Origin of the sequence: Aromatoleum toluvorans (assembly GCF_012910905.1) — a bacterium.
GTDB classification, from domain to species: domain Bacteria; phylum Pseudomonadota; class Gammaproteobacteria; order Burkholderiales; family Rhodocyclaceae; genus Aromatoleum; species Aromatoleum toluvorans.
Genome location: NZ_WTVN01000002.1, coordinates 247,435 through 262,607 on the forward strand (window position 1 = coordinate 247,435; position 15,173 = coordinate 262,607).

Below are 15,173 nucleotides of genomic sequence, written 5' to 3' on the forward strand. Positions count from 1 at the left end.
CGTGATCGGCGGCGCGTGCGAAGCGGTCGGAAGCGGAAACGCCAGATTTTACCCCCCCGCGCCAGAGTTATCCACAGCCCCGGCCAAAAATTGTGCTTGACAAACAGGGTATTATCCCATTAAATCCGCGGTTTGACCCTTTCACTGGCCAACCGAAATGAAACGCACCTATCAGCCTTCCGTCGTCCGTCGCAAGCGCACCCACGGTTTCCTGGTCCGCATGAAGACCCGCGGCGGTCGCGCCGTCATCCGCGCTCGCCGCGCCAAGGGCCGTCATCGCCTCGCCGTCTGAGGTGATCAGCCCGCCGGGCGTTGATCAGAGATTTCTCAGCGCCTACAGATTACGAAAAACGGATGAGTATTCATCCGTTTTTGCTTTTCGGCGGGCGCTCAAGGGACGGTTCTTCGTCGTTCATTATCGTCCCAACGAACTCGGCACGGCGCGCCTCGGCGTCGTCGTGGCGAAGAAGCTGGCGAAACGCGCCAACGTGCGCAACCTGGTGAAACGCATCGTGCGCGAACAGTTTCGCAAAACTCGTGCGGTTCTTCCCCATCACGACCTGGTCGTGCGCCTCAACGCGCCCGTCCGGGATGCCACGCGCGCGATGATCAACGACGACATCGCGCAGCTCTTCGCGCGGCTGCGACCGTGATGAAGTCCCTGCTCCTCGGCCTGCTGCGCGTCTATCGTTACGCGATCAGCCCGATGCTGGGGCGCAACTGCCGTTTTCATCCCAGTTGTTCGGAATATGCGGCCGAGGCCGTCCAGCGCCATGGCGCCCTCAAGGGCGGGTGGTTGGCGGTCAAGCGGGTGGGCCGTTGCCACCCATTCCATCCGGGCGGGTATGATCCCGTTCCCTGACTCTTCCCAGAACGTACAAGAATCCGATGGACCAGCGTCGACTGATACTTTTCCTCATCTTCTCCTTCGCCGTGATCATGCTGTGGGAGGGCTGGCAGAAGCATAACCGTCCCGCCCCCGCGCCGACCGCGGCGGTGACCGGGCAGCAGGCGCCGGGTTCGTCCGCCGCGCCCGGCGCGGTGCCGACGCCGAGCGCCAACATCGGCGGCGTGCCCGCGCTGCCCGAGGCCCGCGCGGCCGCATCGAACGCGCCGCGCATCACGGTGCGCACCGACGTCATGGTCGCGGAAGTCTCGGCCGAGGGTGGCAGCATCGTGCGGCTGGAACTCACGCAGCACAAGTCCAAGGCGGACGTGTCGCGCAACTTCGTGCTGTTCGACGACGGCGCCGAGCATCTGTACGCGGCGCAGTCGGGCCTGATCGGCGACGGCCTGCCGAACCACAAGACGGTGTATGCGCTGCCCGCCGGCGAGCAGGTGCTCAAGGACGGCCAGGACAGCGTCACGCTGCGGCTGGAGGCGCCGGTGCAGAACGGCGTGAAGGTCACCAAGCTGATGACCTTCCACCGCGGCAGCTACCTGGTCGATGTCGCGTACGAGATCGACAACGGCGGCGCCGCACCGCTGAACGCGCACGCTTACTTTCAGATGACGCGCGACGGCAAGCCCGCCGAGACGGTCGAGGGCTTCGGCGTCAACGTGTTCACCGGCCCGGCCTTCTACAGCGAGGCCGAGAAGTTCCAGAAGGTGAAGTTCGAGGACATCGACAACGGCAAGGCCAAGTTCGTGAAGAAGGCGAGCGACGGCTGGGTGGCACTGGTGCAGCACTACTTCGTCAGCGCCTGGCTGCCGCAGGAAGGCGTGGAGCGCGAGTTCTTCGCCCGCAAGGTGGGTGACGGCCTGTATTCGTCGGGCCTGATCCTGCCGGTCGCGGCGGTGGCGCCGGGCGCGAAGGGCATGGTGTCGTCGCGCCTGTACGCGGGGCCGCAGGAGCTGAACAAGCTCGAAGGCATCGCCAAGGGCCTCGAGCTGGTGGTCGACTACGGCTGGCTGACGGTGATCGCGGCGCCGCTGTTCTGGGTGCTGTCGTGGTTCCACAAGATCCTCGGCAACTGGGGCTGGGCGATCATCCTCGTGACCGTGCTGATCAAGGCGGCGTTCTTCCCGCTGTCGGCCGCGAGCTACAAGTCGATGGCCAAGATGCGCGTGCTGGGGCCGCGCATGCAGCGCCTGAAGGAGCTGTACGGCAACGACAAGGCCAAGCTGCAGCAGGAGATGATGGAGATGTACAAGCGGGAGAAGATCAACCCGCTGGGCGGCTGCCTGCCGATCCTCGTGCAGATCCCGGTCTTCATCTCGCTGTACTGGGTGCTGCTGGGCAGCGTCGAGATGCGCCACGCGCCGTGGCTGGGCTGGATCCAGGATCTGTCGGCGAAGGACCCGTACTTCATCCTGCCGATCATCATGGGCGTGTCGATGCTGATCCAGACCAAGCTCAACCCGACGCCGCCGGATCCGATCCAGGCGAAGGTGATGCTCGCGATGCCGATCGTGTTCACTTTCATGTTCCTGTGGTTCCCGTCCGGCCTGGTGCTGTACTGGGTGGTGAACAACGTGCTGTCGATCGCGCAGCAGTGGCAGATTACGAGGATGATCGAAGGTGGAAAGTCCGGCGCGAAGCCTGCCTGATACCATCGCCGCCGTCGCGACCGCACCCGGTCGCGGCGGCATCGGCGTGATCCGCGTGTCCGGTGTGGCGCTGGCGTCGATGGCGCAGGCGCTCACCGGCAAGACCCCCGAACCCCGCACTGCGGGGTTCGTGCGTTTTCTGGATGCCGAGGGGCGCACCCTCGACGAGGGCCTGCTGCTGTATTTCCCGGCGCCGCATTCCTTCACCGGTGAGGACGTGCTGGAACTGCAGGGACACGGCGGGCCGGTCGTGATGCAGATGCTGCTGGCGCGCTGTGTCGAACTGGGCGCGCGGCTCGCGGAGCCGGGCGAGTTCTCGCGCCGCGCCTTCCTCAACGGCAAGATGGACCTCGCGCAGGCCGAGGCGGTCGCCGACCTGATCGAGGCGTCCACCGTCGCCGCGGCGCGTTCGGCGGTGCGCTCGCTGTCAGGGGCGTTTTCCGACGAGATGCACCGCATCACCGACGCGCTGATCGACCTGCGCATGCTGGTCGAGGCGACGCTGGATTTCCCCGAGGAGGAGGTCGAGTTCCTCGAGAAGGCGCGTGCGCTGGAGCGGCTCGAAGACATTCGCGCGCGGCTCGTCGATGTGCTGGAGCGGGCGCGCCAGGGGGCGCTGCTGCGCACCGGGATGAACGTGGTGCTGGTCGGTCGGCCGAACGTCGGCAAGTCGAGCCTGTTGAACTGCCTGGCCGGCGAGGAGCGCGCGATCGTGACCGAGATCGCGGGCACGACGCGCGACGCGCTGCGCGAGACGATCGCGATCGAAGGCATCCCCGTGCATGTGATCGACACGGCGGGGCTGCGCGAAACGACCGATCCGGTCGAGCGCATCGGCGTCGAGCGGACCTGGCGCGAGATCCAGCGTGCCGACGTGATCCTGCGCATGGTGGACGCGCGGGCGGGATCGAGCGCGCCCGACGAGGCGATCGACGCGGCGCTGCCGGCCGGGGTCGAGCGCATCACCGTGCACAACAAGATCGATCTGTGCGGAATGGCGGCGCAACGCAGCGAGGTCGAGGGCAGGGTGTCCGTGTATCTGTCGGCCCAGCGTGGCGACGGGGTCGATCTGCTGCGCGCGGAGCTGCTGCGGGTCGCGGGCTGGCACGCGCACGGCGAGGACGTCGTGCTCGCGCGCGAGCGCCACCTCCAGGCGCTGCGCGCGGCGCTGGGCCACGTCGAGGCGGCGGGCGCGCAGAGCGCGGCGCTGGAGCTTTTCGCCGAGGAGTTGCGCCAGGCGCAGGAACGGCTCGGCGAAATCACCGGCGAGTTCACCGCCGACGACCTGCTCGGGGTGATCTTCTCGCGCTTCTGCATCGGCAAGTGATGCGCTGCCGGCGCGGATATTCCGCGGCGATGCAATTCGCATGATGCGCACTCGGCGGAGCGATTGTTCCACGTGGAACAGGACAGCCGGGCTCGCGCCGCTGATCGGCCGTCGGTTATGACGGCTTCCTCGGGTCGGGTATCGGGAGCTTTTTGATCGCTGCGCTTGTCGTATTTCCCGGGCATGGAGCTTCTGCGGTGTCCGTAAGCGCGAAGCGCCGTAGTGTCGCCACCGCTTTCGTCAGGTCGCGCCGCGCGCCGAAGTCTCGCTGGGCGTTCATGCGGCAGATGTGCGGGGGTTCCATCTATTCCAATCGGAACGTGCTGCATGACCCGCCGGTCGGGCTTCGCGGACCATGATTGTTTCACGTGAAACGTGCAGGATGAGGGCAGGTGATGAGTGAGCAGTTCGGCGCGGGTGGTGTCGCATTCGGTCCGGATACCCTGGTCGAACAGCTCGACCCCCGCTATGGGTTCTATTGCCGTGATGCGCGCCTTCTCGAAGCGGGGGCGTCGCCATACCAGCGTTACGAAGTGTGGGAGACGCCGACCTTCGGCAAGCTCTATCGCCTCGACGGTAGCCTGATGAGTGCCGAGCGCGACGAGTTCCTGTACCACGAGAATCTCGTGCATGTGCCCGCGCTGAGTCACGCCGCACCGCGCCGCGCGCTGGTCGTGGGGGGCGGTGACGGCGGCTCGGCGCGCGAGTTGCTGAAGCATCCGAGCATCGAGCGGGTCGTGGTCGTCGAACTCGACGAGCAGGTTGTGCGCGTGGCGCGCCGTCATCTGGGGGCGATCCACCAGGGCGCGTTCGACGATCCGCGCGTCGAGCTGCGCATCGGCGACGGCCTCGACTACGTGCGGCAGGCGGTGGTTGCGGGCGAGGGCTTCGATGTGATCGTGCTCGATCTCACGGAACCGAACGAGGGACCGGCGCGCGCCCTGTACGACCCGCCCTTTCTTGCCGACTGCCGCACGCTGCTGCGCGGGGCAGGGGCGTTGACGCTGCACCTCGGCTCGCCGTGGCTGCAGGCCGAGCAGGTGCGCGCGCTGGTGCACCGCCTGCGGACGGTGTTCGCGATCGTCCGCCCGCTGTTCCTGTTCATTCCGCTTTACGGCAGCCTGTGGGGGCTCGCATGCGCATCCGATCGTCTCGATCCACGGGCGCAGTCGCCGACGAGCATCGACGCGGAGCTCGCGCGCCGGGGGATCACCGGCCTGCGGTATTACAATGGCGAGGTCCACGCGGCGCAGTTTGCGCAGCCGAATTTTCTGCGCGAGCTGCTCGCATGAGCCTCAGCGCGAGCGAGTCCAACGTTTTGAAGAATCAAAAACCGAACCGATCTTCGCGGCCCGAGCGACGAGTCGAGGCCTTGCTGGCCGACAGCCTCGCGTTCAGCCTCACCTGTGCCGCGACCCTGGTGGAATCCGTTCTGGCAGGCGGCAATCTGACCGACGCGTTCGAAGCGACGCTGGCGCGTCATCCGGAGTGGTCCGATGCGACGCGCGGCGCCGTGCGCGACCTGGCCTGGGGCACCTTGCGCGATTACGGGCGCGGTGACGCGGTGCTGCGCCAGCTGCTGCACAAACCCTTGCCCGAAGCGATCCACGCCTTGCTGCTGGTCGCGCTGCATCGCCTCGAAAGCCGTCCCGAGCAGGCGCACACGGTCGTGAATCAGGCCGTCGACGCGGCCGAATTCGTGATGGCGCCGCTCAAGGGCGTGGTCAACGGGGTGCTGCGCAATCGGCTGCGCAACCAGGCGGCACTGGACGCCGAGCTGCGTGCCGATCAGGCGGCGTATTACCGCCATCCGGCGTGGTGGGTCGAGCGGCTGCGCGCATCCTTCCCGGATGCCTGGGAGGCGGCGCTCGCCGCCGGCAACGCGCGCCCGCCGATGGCGCTGCGCGTGAATCGCCTGCGCGGCAGCGTCGAGGCGTACGCCGCGGAGCTCGCCGCGGCGGGGCAGGGTTTCCGTCGCCTCGCGAACGATGCCCTGGTGCTCGACAAGCCCCTGGCCGTGGCAGCGTTGCCGGGGTTTGCCGCGGGGCGTGCGTCGGTGCAGGATGCGGGCGCGCAGTGGGCGGCGCGCTGGCTGGATCTCGCGCCGGGGCAACGGGTGCTCGATGCCTGTGCCGCACCCGGCGGGAAGTCGGCGCACATTCTCGAGACGGCGCCCGTCGCGCTGGTGGCGCTGGAACTCGATGCCGTGCGCAGCCGGCGCATCGCAGACAATTTCGCGCGCCTGGGTCTCGCGGCCGAGGTGCGCACGGTCGATTGCCGCGACGTCGCGACCTGGTGGGATGGCAAGCCGTTCGACCGCATCCTCGCCGACGTGCCGTGTTCGGCCTCGGGAGTGGCGCGGCGCCATCCCGATATCAAGTGGTTGCGCCGCCCCGACGATATCGCGCGCTTCGCCGCGCAGCAGGCCGGGATTCTCGACGCGCTGTGGCCGACCCTCGCGCCGGGGGGCAAGCTGCTGTACGTGACGTGCTCGGTGTTCGACGAGGAGAACGCGCAGCAGATCGAGCGCTTCTGCCAACGCCACGCGGACGCGCAGCGGCTGCCGCTCGACGGTCTGCCGGCGCGCCAGCTCCTTCCCGCTGCCGATCATGACGGGTTCTACTATGCGCTGCTGGCCAAGCGGTCCTGAGCGCCTGCGGCGCGCGCTCGCCGCCTTCGCGCTGTGCCTGTTGCTGCCGCTGGCGGCGCTGGCCGAGGGGCGCATCGAGCATGCCGAAATCGTGCCGGGCGAGGAGGGCTATGTCGTCAATGCCGATATCGATCTCGAACTCAATCCGCGCCTCGTCGATGCGGTCAATCGCGGCGTATCGCTGTATTTCAACGCCCAGTTCGTCATCGAACGCGATCGCTGGTACTGGCTCGACGAGCAGGTCGCGGAGCGCACGCTGAATTTCCGCCTGACCTACAACGCGATCACGCGTAGCTACCGCCTGTCGGTCGGCAGCTTCCACCAGAGCTTCGACTCGCTGGATGCGGCCGTGCGGACGATGCAGCGCATCCGCAACTGGGTGATCGTCCCGGCGGGCGAGCTCAAGCTGGGCACCACGTACCGCGCCGCGCTGCGCTTCCAGCTCGATACCAGCCTGTTGCCCAAGCCTTTCCAGGTGACGACGATCGGCAGTCGCGACTGGACGCTCGCCACCGACTGGCAGCGCTGGTCCTTCCTCGCAGGCGGGCCCCAATGAAGCGCGCGCTCCTCGTCATCGTCGCGGCCATTGCCGGCATTTCGCTGTTCCTGCTGGCGTCCGCCACCGCGAATACCGAGCTCTTCGCGGCGAGCTATCCCTATCTCCTCGCGATCAACGGCGTGATCGTCGTCACGCTGCTCGGTCTCGTGGCCTTCCAGCTGCGCCGCCTGTGGCGGGAGTATCGCGTCCGGCAGTTCGGGTCGCGCCTGCAGTACCGGATGATGCTGATGTTCGCGCTGATGGCGCTGGTGCCCGGTGTCGTCATTTATGCCGTGTCGCTGCAGTTCGTGGTGCGCAGCATCGAGTCCTGGTTCGATGTGCGCGTCGATTCCGCGCTCGAAGGCGGTATCGCGCTGGGCCAGAACGCGCTCGACTACCTCACGAGCCAGGTCAGCGACAAGGCGCGCGACATGGCGCTGGACCTCGAGGACACCGCGCCGGTGCTGCCGAGCCAGCTCAACCGCTTGCGCGAACAGGCGGGCGTGGCGACGGCGACCGTGATCGGCGCGAGCGGGCAGGTCGTGGCGACGGTCTCGGACGGCCTCGGCGGCCTCGTCCCGGAGTTGCCGACCGCCGCGCAGCTGCGCGAAGCGCGCCAGACGCAGCGCTTCCACGTCGTCGACAGCCGTGCGGGCGAAGGCCTGACGATACGCGTCGTGGTGCCGATCCCGTCGCGCACCCTGAGCATGGACACCCACTTCCTGCAGCTCACGCAGCCGCTGCCGGAAACCTTCGTGCGCAACGCCGAGGCGGTGCAGGAGGCCTACCGCGAGTACCAGCAGCTCACCCTCGGGCGCGCGGGGTTGAACCGCATCTACACGCTGACGCTGACCCTCACGCTGCTGGTGGCGCTGCTCGCGGCGGTGGCGGTGGCCTTCGTGCTGTCGCGGCGCCTCGCGGCACCGCTGCTGATCCTCGCCGAAGGCACGCAGGCGGTCGCGCAGGGCGACTTCAGTCCGCGCCAGGCCTTGCCCGCGCGCGACGAGCTGGGGGTGCTGACGCAGTCCTTCAACCGCATGACGCGCCAGCTCGTCGAGGCGCGCGACCTCGCCGATCGCAACCGCGCGGCGGTCGAGGCCTCGCGCGCCTACCTCGAGAGCGTGCTGGCGAACCTGTCCACGGGGGTGCTGGCGTTTGCCGCCGACGGCAAGCTGCGCGCCGCCAACGCCGGCGCGATGGCGATCCTGCACGACGAACTGGAAGGCTACGAGGAGCTGACCCTCGCGGAGTGGCCCCGGCATCACGGCTTCCGCGATGCGCTGGTGAAGGGCTTCGCCGACCACGCCTCCGACTGGCACGAGGAGCTGGAGCTGCTGTCGCAGCAGGGCGCGACGCAGACCCTGCTGATCCACGGCGCCCGCCTGCCCAAGGCGTCGGGCGGCGGCCTCGTCGTGGTGTTCGACGACATCTCGCGCCTGATCGCCGCGCAGCGCACGGCGGCGTGGGCGGAGGTCGCGCGCCGGCTCGCGCACGAGATCAAGAATCCGCTCACCCCGATCCAGCTGTCGGCCGAGCGGCTCGCCTACAAGCTCGCCGACCGCCTCGACGACGAGGGGCGCGCGGTGCTCGAGCGGGCGACCCGCACGATCGTGAACCAGGTCGAGGCGATGAAAAACATGGTGAACGATTTCCGGCATTATGCGAAGCTGCCGAGTCCGGTGATCGGCCGCCTGGACCTCAATGCGCTGGTCAGCGAGGTGCTGAACCTGTACGAGAGCTCGCCGGTGATGATCCACGCGGAGCTGGAGCGCAACCTGCCGGCGGTCGCGGGCGACGCGAGCCAGATCCGGCAGGTGATCCACAACCTGTTGCAGAATGCCGAGGATGCGCTCGCCGGCCGGGAGGACGGCGTCGTGACGCTGACCTCCCGCCTCGACGGCGACCGCGTCGCGCTGCAGGTGCGCGACAATGGCCCGGGTTTCCCGGCGCAGGTGCTGACGCATGCGTTCGAGCCGTATTTCACGACCAAGAGCCGCGGTACGGGCCTGGGCCTGGCGATGGTCAAGAAGATCATCGACGAACACGGGGGCGAGGTTCGCCTCCTGAATGGGGACGCCGGCGGCGCCGAAGCGCGCATCCGCCTGCGTCTCGCCACTGCGGAAATGTGATTAGTGACAGATGGCAAACATACTTATCGTTGACGACGAAGTCGGGATCCGGGAACTGCTGTCCGAGATCCTGGGCGACGAGGGCCATGACGTCGTGCTGGCCGAGAACGCCGCCGCGGCGCGTGCCGTGCGCAATGCGCGGCGCCCGGATCTCGTGCTGCTGGACATCTGGATGCCCGACACCGACGGCATCACGCTGCTGAAGGAGTGGTCGGCCAACGGCCAGCTCAACATGCCGGTCGTGATGATGTCCGGCCACGGCACGATCGACACCGCGGTCGAGGCGACGCGCATCGGCGCGATCGACTACCTCGAGAAGCCGATCGGCCTGCAGAAGCTGCTGTCGGCGGTGAAGCGCGGCCTGCAGCGCCCGGCCGCGCCCGGTGCGCCGGCGCCGCTGACGCTCGCGGCGTTCACGCGTTCGGCGCCGCTGCGCGAGCTGCAGCGCCTGGTGCAGCAGGTGGTCGTGAATTCGCGCGTGCTGCTGCTGCGCGTGGGGCCGGGCAGCATCGCGGAGCTCGCCGCGCGCAGCGTGCAACCCAAGGTGACGTCGTGGCTGGACCTCGCGGCCGTGTCGGCGCCGCTGGACGTGAACCAGCTGCAGGCCTGCCAGGGCGGGGTCGCGTTCGTCGCCGAGCTGTCGCGCCTGTCGCGCACGCAGCAGAAGAATCTCGCGTTCGCGCTGGAGCGCCTGGAGCGCTACGATCTGCGCCTCGTCGTCGCGACCGATCACACGCTCGAATCGCTGGTGCGCGAGGGCTGGGAGGAGGCGCTGGTGATGCGCCTCTTCGAGGTGAGCCTGGCGCCGCCTTCGCTCGCGGACCTGCGCGACGACATCCCCGAGATCGCCGCGCAGCTGCTGCTGCACCTGGTCGAGGCGGGCGAGGTGCCGCGCCGCACGTTCTCGACCGCGGCCTTGAACGCGCTGCGCGCGCAGCCCTGGCCGGGCGGCTACGCGGAGCTGCGGGCGGCGGTGAAGTCGCTCGCGCTGGGCACGCTGGACGAGGAGATCGCGCTGACCGACGTGCGCAAGCTCCTGATCCCGGCCTCCGAGGGCGCGATCGCGGTGTCGCTCGACCAGCCGCTGCGCGAGGCGCGCGAGGCCTTCGAGCGCCTGTACTTCGAGCACCACCTGCGCCTCGAAGGCAGCAACATGACGCGCCTGGCGGAGAAGAGCGGCCTCGAGCGCACGCACCTGTACCGCAAGCTGAAGCAGTTGGGCCTGCACGGCAGCCGGCGCGGCGAGGACGCGTGAGGCGGCGGGGTCCGGGCGGCTGAGGCGGGCGCGCAACAGTCGCGGCGCGGGCAGCGGCGGCTCGCGTAAAATCTGGCTTCCTTCAAGCTCGGGACGTCAATCCGGTGAAAATCATCATCCTCGGGGCGGGCCAGGTCGGCGCGTCGGTGGCGGAGAACCTCGTCTCCGAAGCCAACGACATCACGCTGATCGACACCAGCGCGGAGCAGCTGGACGTGCTGCGCGACCGCCTCGAACTGCGCACGGTGATCGGCAATGCCGCCTCGCCGTCGGTGCTGCGCGACGCCGGGGCGGATGACGCGGACCTGCTGATCGCGGTGACGCAGTCCGACCAGACCAACCTGTGCGCCTGTCGCGTCGCGAAGACCCTGTTCAACCTGCCCACGCGCATCGCGCGCCTGCGCTCGACCGATTTCGCCGATCACCCGGAGCTGCTCGACGGCAACAACTTCGCGGTCGATTTCTCGATCTGTCCGGAGCAGATCGTCACCGACTACATCAAGCGCCTGATCGCTTTCCCCGAGGCGCTGCAGGTGATGGAGTTCGCCGGCGGCGTGCTGAGCCTGATCTGCGTGCGCGCCTTCGAGGGCGGGCCGCTGGTCGGCCACCCGCTGAAGGCGCTGCGCTACCACATGCCCAACGTCGAGGTGCGCATCGCGGCGATCTACCGCGGCGACGGCGAGGCGATCATCCCCGAGGGCGACACGATGATCCTGCCCGGCGACGAGGTCTTCTGCCTCGCCTCGACGGTGCATATCCGCCAGGTGATGCGCGAGATCCGGCGCGAGGACCGGCCGATCCGCCGCATCATCATCGCCGGCGGCGGCAATATCGGCCTGCGGCTGGCGCGCGGCATCGAGGACGACTGCAACGTCAAGGTGATCGAGTTCGACCGCCACCGCGCGCAGCTCCTCGCGACCCAGCTGCATCGCGCGCTGGTGCTGCGCGGCGACGCGACCGACGAGAAGCTGCTCGACAACGAGGGCATCGACGAGGTCGACATGTTCCTCGCGCTGACCAACGACGATGAGGACAACATCATGTCCGCGTCGCTCGCCAAGCGCATGGGCGCCCACCGCACGCTGGCGCTGATCAACCGCAAGAGCTATGTAGACCTGGTGCAGGGCGGGCCGATCGACATCGCGATCTCGCCGGCGCAGACCTCGATCGGCTCGCTCCTCGCGCACGTGCGCCAGGGCGACGTCGTCGCGGTGCACAGCCTGCGCCGCGGCGCGGCGGAGGCGCTGGAGATCATCGTGCACGGCGACCGCAAGGAGTCCAAGGTCGTGGGCCGCGCGATCGATGACATCGCCCTGCCCAAGGGCGCGACCATCGGCGCGATCGTGCGCGACGAGAAGCGCCCGGACGGCAAGGTCGCCCGCCGCCTGGTCGTGATGCCGCACCACGACACGGTGGTCGAGAGCGGCGACCACGTGATCGTGTTCTGCACGCACAAGAAGCTCGTGCGCCAGGTGGAGAAGCTGTTCCAGGTGGGCTTCGGCTTCCTATGAGGCGCACCGACGCCCACCCGGTGCTCAACGCGCTGGGCCTGATCGTGATGCTGTTCGCGGTGCTGATGCTCTTCCCGCTCGCGGTGTCGTGGTTCGTCGGCGATGGCGCGACGATCGCGTTCGACCAGGCGGTGCTCGTCACCTTCGCGGCCGGGGCGCTGCTGTGGCTGGCGACGCGCGGGCGCACGCGCGACCTGCACACGCGCGACGGCTTCCTGCTGGTGGCGCTGACGTGGATCGTGATGCCCATCTTCGGCGCGTTGCCGCTGCTCGACTTCATCCCCGACCTGTCGGTGACCGATGCGTACTTCGAGGCCGTGTCGGGCCTCACCGCGACCGGCGGCACGGTGCTGGTGGGGCTGGACAAGCTGCCGGTGTCGCTCAACCTGTGGCGCACCTTCATGCACTGGATCGGCGGCATGGGCGTCATCGTGCTGGTGGTCGCGATCCTGCCGCTGCTGGGCATCGGCGGACGGCAGCTGATGAAGGTCGAGGTGCCCACGCCGATGAAGGAGCAGAGCCTCACGCCGCGCATCGCCGAGACCGCGAAGGGGCTGTGGATGACCTACTGCCTGCTCACGGTGGCGTGCGCGTTGAGCCTGTGGCTCGCGGGCCTGGACGGCTGGGAGGCGATCATCCACACCTTCAGCGTCATCGGCCTGGGCGGCTTTTCGAGCAAGGACACGTCGCTCGGGTACTTCGACAACGCCTCGGTGGATGTCGTCGTGATCGTGTTCGCGCTGCTCTCGGGCCTCAACTTCGCGACCCACTACCTCGCGCTGGCGCGCCGCAGCCTCAAGCCCTACCTCGCCGACCCGGAACTGCCGTTCTACTTCGCGACGCTGGCGCTGAGCATCGTCGTGCTGACCGTGTACCTCATGCAGTTCGGCGTGCATGCGGACTTCCTCAGCACCTTGCGCTACGTCGCCTTCCACGTCGTGTCGATCTCGACCTCGCTCGGGCTGGCGACCTACGACTACACGCTGTGGCCGATGTTCGCGCAGCTCTGGGTGCTGTTCCTCGGCAGCTTCATCGCCTGCTCGGGTTCGGCCGGCGGCGGCATCAAGATGATGCGCGCGATGATCCTGTACAAGCAGGTGTTCCGCGAGATCGTGCGCTCGCTGCACCCGCAGGCCGTGCATCCGGTGCGCATCCGCCGCCAGCCCGTGTCGGACGACATCCTGCACGCGGTGCTGGGCTTCAGCTTCATGTACATGGTGACGATCGTGTCGCTGACGCTGCTGCTGTCGGCGACCGGGCTGGATCTCATCACCGCGTTCTCGGGTGTCGTCGCCTGCCTCAACAACACCGGCCCCGGCCTCGGCGCGCTGGGGCCGGCGTCGAACTACCAGGGGCTGACGGACTTCCAGACCTGGGTGCTCTCCTTCACGATGATCCTCGGCCGCCTGGAGATCTTCACGCTGCTGGTGGTGATGACGCCGGTGTTCTGGCGGCGCTGACGCGGATCGCGGAAGCGAGCCTCGCCGTAATGAGCGGCATGGCGCGCATCGTCGGCGTCGGCGCGGGCCGAGGCGCTTAAGACCGTCGGCGCGCCTCGCGATGGGCACCGCTTTGGTGCTCACGCGTTGTGCAAGGCGTCAGGATGGGGCGGATGCCGCAGCGCGTGCGCCCGGCGCTTTCCGCTGATCGTGTCCAAGCGATTGAATCGCATAGCAAACAGACGCCTGGCATAGCCCTTGCCATGGAGTTAGTGACAACGCACGAGGCGTTGCACCACTTTCCATCAGGGAGATCTGTCGATGAATCGTCGCAACTTCGTCCAGGCACTGGCGCTTTCCGCTTCCATCGCTGCGATCGGCCTGCCCGTCGGGGCCCATGCCGCCGACACCATCAAGGTCGGCATCCTGCATTCGCTGTCGGGCACGATGGCGATCTCCGAGACCGCGCTGAAGAACGTCGCGCTGATGACGATCGAGGAGATCAACGCCACGGGCGGCGTGATGGGCAGGAAGCTCGAGCCGGTGGTCGTGGACCCGGCGTCGAACTGGCCGCTGTTCGCCGAGAAGGCGCGCCAGCTCGTGGCGCAGGACAAGGTCGCGGCGGTGTTCGGCTGCTGGACCTCGGTCTCGCGCAAGTCGGTGAACCCGGTGTTCAAGGAGCTCAACGGCCTGCTGTTCTACCCGGTGCAGTACGAGGGCGAGGAACTGGAGAAGAACGTCTTCTACACCGGCGCGGCACCCAACCAGCAGGCGATCCCCGCGGTGGAATACCTGATGAGCGCCGAAGGCGGCGGCGCCAGGCGTTTCGTGCTGCTCGGCACCGACTACGTCTATCCGCGCACGACCAACAAGATCCTGCGCGCCTTCCTCAAGAGCAAGGGCGTGAGCGAGGCCGACATCATGGAGGACTACACCCCCTTCGGCCATTCGGACTACCAGACGATCATCGCGAAGATCAAGAAGTTCGCGTCCGAGGGCAAGAAGACCGCAGTGATCTCGACGATCAACGGCGACTCCAACGTGCCCTTCTACAAGGAGCTGGGCAACGCCGGCCTGAAGGCGACCGACGTGCCGGTGGTGGCGTTCTCGGTCGGCGAGGAGGAGCTGCGCGGCGTCGATACCAAGCCGCTGGTGGGGCATCTGGCGGCATGGAACTACTTCATGTCGGTGAAGAACCCGGACAACGACGCCTTCGCGAAGAAATACAAGGACTGGGCGAAGAAGAACGGCGTGCCCAACGCGGACAGCGTGGTCACCAACGATCCGATGGAAGCGACCTACGTCGGCATCCACCTGTGGAAGCAGGCGGTCGAGAAGGCCAAGTCGACCGACACCGACAAGGTCATCGCGGCGATCGGCGGGCAGAGCTTCAAGGCGCCGTCGGGCTTCACGCTGACGATGGACAAGACCAACCATCACCTGCACAAGCCGGTGTTCATCGGCGAAGTGCGCGCCGACGGCCAGTTCGACGTGGTGTGGAAGACCAGGGAGCCGCTCCGCGCCCAGCCGTGGAGCCCGTTCATCGCCGGCAACGAGGGCAAGCAGAAGCTCTGAGCGTTCGAATGACGGATAAAGGGCGAGGGGAGCAGGAGACAAGCCGGGCCATCGGCTGGCGTGGCCCGGGGGCGGAGCATTCCGTCCGGTTGTGAGCCAGTCACCCCCGTTTCACGTTCGGGCCGGCTGCGGCCGGCCCAATTTTTTTCCACACGCCTGACCCGGCAACTAAAAACCGTTCGACGCGAACGGTGGTATT

Annotated in this window: 13 protein-coding genes; all 13 read left to right on the plus strand. The window is 67.8% G+C overall.

Annotated elements, in window-relative coordinates; all coding sequences use genetic code 11:
* Positions 1-157 precede the first annotated feature (157 nt).
* The 13 genes from rpmH (at position 158) to urtA (ending at position 14,974) form a co-directional block, all read left to right on the plus strand.
* Positions 158-292 carry a 50S ribosomal protein L34 gene (rpmH, locus tag GPA22_RS02785; RefSeq protein ID WP_002926183.1) on the plus strand — a complete coding sequence of 45 codons (135 nt, stop codon included), beginning with the start codon at positions 158-160 and terminating at the stop codon, positions 290-292.
* 1 nt (position 293) lies between these two features.
* Positions 294-653, plus strand: coding sequence for a ribonuclease P protein component (gene rnpA, locus GPA22_RS02790; protein WP_169254567.1), 360 nt, complete (start codon positions 294-296; stop codon positions 651-653).
* On the plus strand, positions 653-862 hold the full coding sequence (gene yidD / locus GPA22_RS02795; protein WP_169254568.1) for a membrane protein insertion efficiency factor YidD: 210 nt from the start codon (positions 653-655) through the stop codon (positions 860-862). Before rnpA ends, yidD begins: the two co-directional genes overlap by 1 nt.
* 26 nt (positions 863-888) lie before the next feature.
* Positions 889-2,550 carry a membrane protein insertase YidC gene (gene yidC / locus GPA22_RS02800; RefSeq protein WP_169254569.1) on the plus strand — a complete coding sequence of 554 codons (1,662 nt, stop codon included), beginning with the start codon at positions 889-891 and terminating at the stop codon, positions 2,548-2,550.
* Positions 2,522-3,877 (plus strand): tRNA uridine-5-carboxymethylaminomethyl(34) synthesis GTPase MnmE, encoded by a 1,356-nt coding sequence (gene mnmE, locus GPA22_RS02805; RefSeq protein WP_169254570.1) that lies wholly within the window; start codon positions 2,522-2,524, stop codon positions 3,875-3,877. Before yidC ends, mnmE begins: the two co-directional genes overlap by 29 nt.
* A 395-nt stretch (positions 3,878-4,272) precedes the next feature.
* Positions 4,273-5,169: a polyamine aminopropyltransferase gene (speE, locus tag GPA22_RS02810; RefSeq protein WP_169254571.1), complete on the plus strand. Its 897-nt coding sequence runs from the start codon at positions 4,273-4,275 to the stop codon at positions 5,167-5,169.
* An 80-nt stretch (positions 5,170-5,249) separates the two neighbouring features.
* Positions 5,250-6,527 carry a 16S rRNA (cytosine(967)-C(5))-methyltransferase RsmB gene (gene rsmB / locus GPA22_RS02815; RefSeq protein ID WP_246264005.1) on the plus strand — a complete coding sequence of 426 codons (1,278 nt, stop codon included), beginning with the start codon at positions 5,250-5,252 and terminating at the stop codon, positions 6,525-6,527.
* On the plus strand, positions 6,487-7,083 hold the full coding sequence (locus tag GPA22_RS02820; RefSeq protein WP_211168887.1) for a DUF4390 domain-containing protein: 597 nt from the start codon (positions 6,487-6,489) through the stop codon (positions 7,081-7,083). Before rsmB ends, GPA22_RS02820 begins: the two co-directional genes overlap by 41 nt.
* Positions 7,080-9,194 (plus strand): sensor histidine kinase, encoded by a 2,115-nt coding sequence (locus tag GPA22_RS02825; RefSeq protein ID WP_169254573.1) that lies wholly within the window; start codon positions 7,080-7,082, stop codon positions 9,192-9,194. Before GPA22_RS02820 ends, GPA22_RS02825 begins: the two co-directional genes overlap by 4 nt.
* Positions 9,195-9,204: 10 nt before the next feature.
* The gene (locus GPA22_RS02830) at positions 9,205-10,449 is read left to right on the plus strand and encodes a sigma-54-dependent transcriptional regulator (RefSeq protein WP_169254574.1); all 1,245 of its coding nucleotides are present in this window, start codon (positions 9,205-9,207) and stop codon (positions 10,447-10,449) included.
* 104 nt (positions 10,450-10,553) lie between these two features.
* On the plus strand, positions 10,554-11,960 hold the full coding sequence (trkA, locus tag GPA22_RS02835) for a Trk system potassium transporter TrkA (protein WP_169254575.1): 1,407 nt from the start codon (positions 10,554-10,556) through the stop codon (positions 11,958-11,960).
* Positions 11,957-13,420, plus strand: a complete 1,464-nt coding sequence (locus GPA22_RS02840; protein ID WP_169254576.1) for a TrkH family potassium uptake protein — start codon at positions 11,957-11,959, stop codon at positions 13,418-13,420. Before trkA ends, GPA22_RS02840 begins: the two co-directional genes overlap by 4 nt.
* A 300-nt stretch (positions 13,421-13,720) precedes the next feature.
* A complete protein-coding gene (gene urtA, locus GPA22_RS02845; RefSeq protein ID WP_169254577.1) occupies positions 13,721-14,974 on the plus strand; it encodes an urea ABC transporter substrate-binding protein in 1,254 nt (417 codons plus the stop codon).
* Positions 14,975-15,173: the final 199 nt, after the last annotated feature.

What these genes read in the sequence shown, in the direction of transcription:
- GPA22_RS02830 (WP_169254574.1), top strand. Translation starts at nt 9,205, where the DNA reads ATGGCAAACATACTTATCGTTGACGACGAAGTCGGGATCCGGGAACTG.
- GPA22_RS02825 (WP_169254573.1), top strand. Translation starts at nt 7,080, where the DNA reads ATGAAGCGCGCGCTCCTCGTCATCGTCGCGGCCATTGCCGGCATTTCG.
- GPA22_RS02820 (WP_211168887.1), top strand. Translation starts at nt 6,487, where the DNA reads ATGACGGGTTCTACTATGCGCTGCTGGCCAAGCGGTCCTGAGCGCCTG.
- rpmH (WP_002926183.1), top strand. Translation starts at nt 158, where the DNA reads ATGAAACGCACCTATCAGCCTTCCGTCGTCCGTCGCAAGCGCACCCAC.
- speE (WP_169254571.1), top strand. Translation starts at nt 4,273, where the DNA reads ATGAGTGAGCAGTTCGGCGCGGGTGGTGTCGCATTCGGTCCGGATACC.
- GPA22_RS02840 (WP_169254576.1), top strand. Translation starts at nt 11,957, where the DNA reads ATGAGGCGCACCGACGCCCACCCGGTGCTCAACGCGCTGGGCCTGATC.
- yidC (WP_169254569.1), top strand. Translation starts at nt 889, where the DNA reads ATGGACCAGCGTCGACTGATACTTTTCCTCATCTTCTCCTTCGCCGTG.
- urtA (WP_169254577.1), top strand. Translation starts at nt 13,721, where the DNA reads ATGAATCGTCGCAACTTCGTCCAGGCACTGGCGCTTTCCGCTTCCATC.
- yidD (WP_169254568.1), top strand. Translation starts at nt 653, where the DNA reads ATGAAGTCCCTGCTCCTCGGCCTGCTGCGCGTCTATCGTTACGCGATC.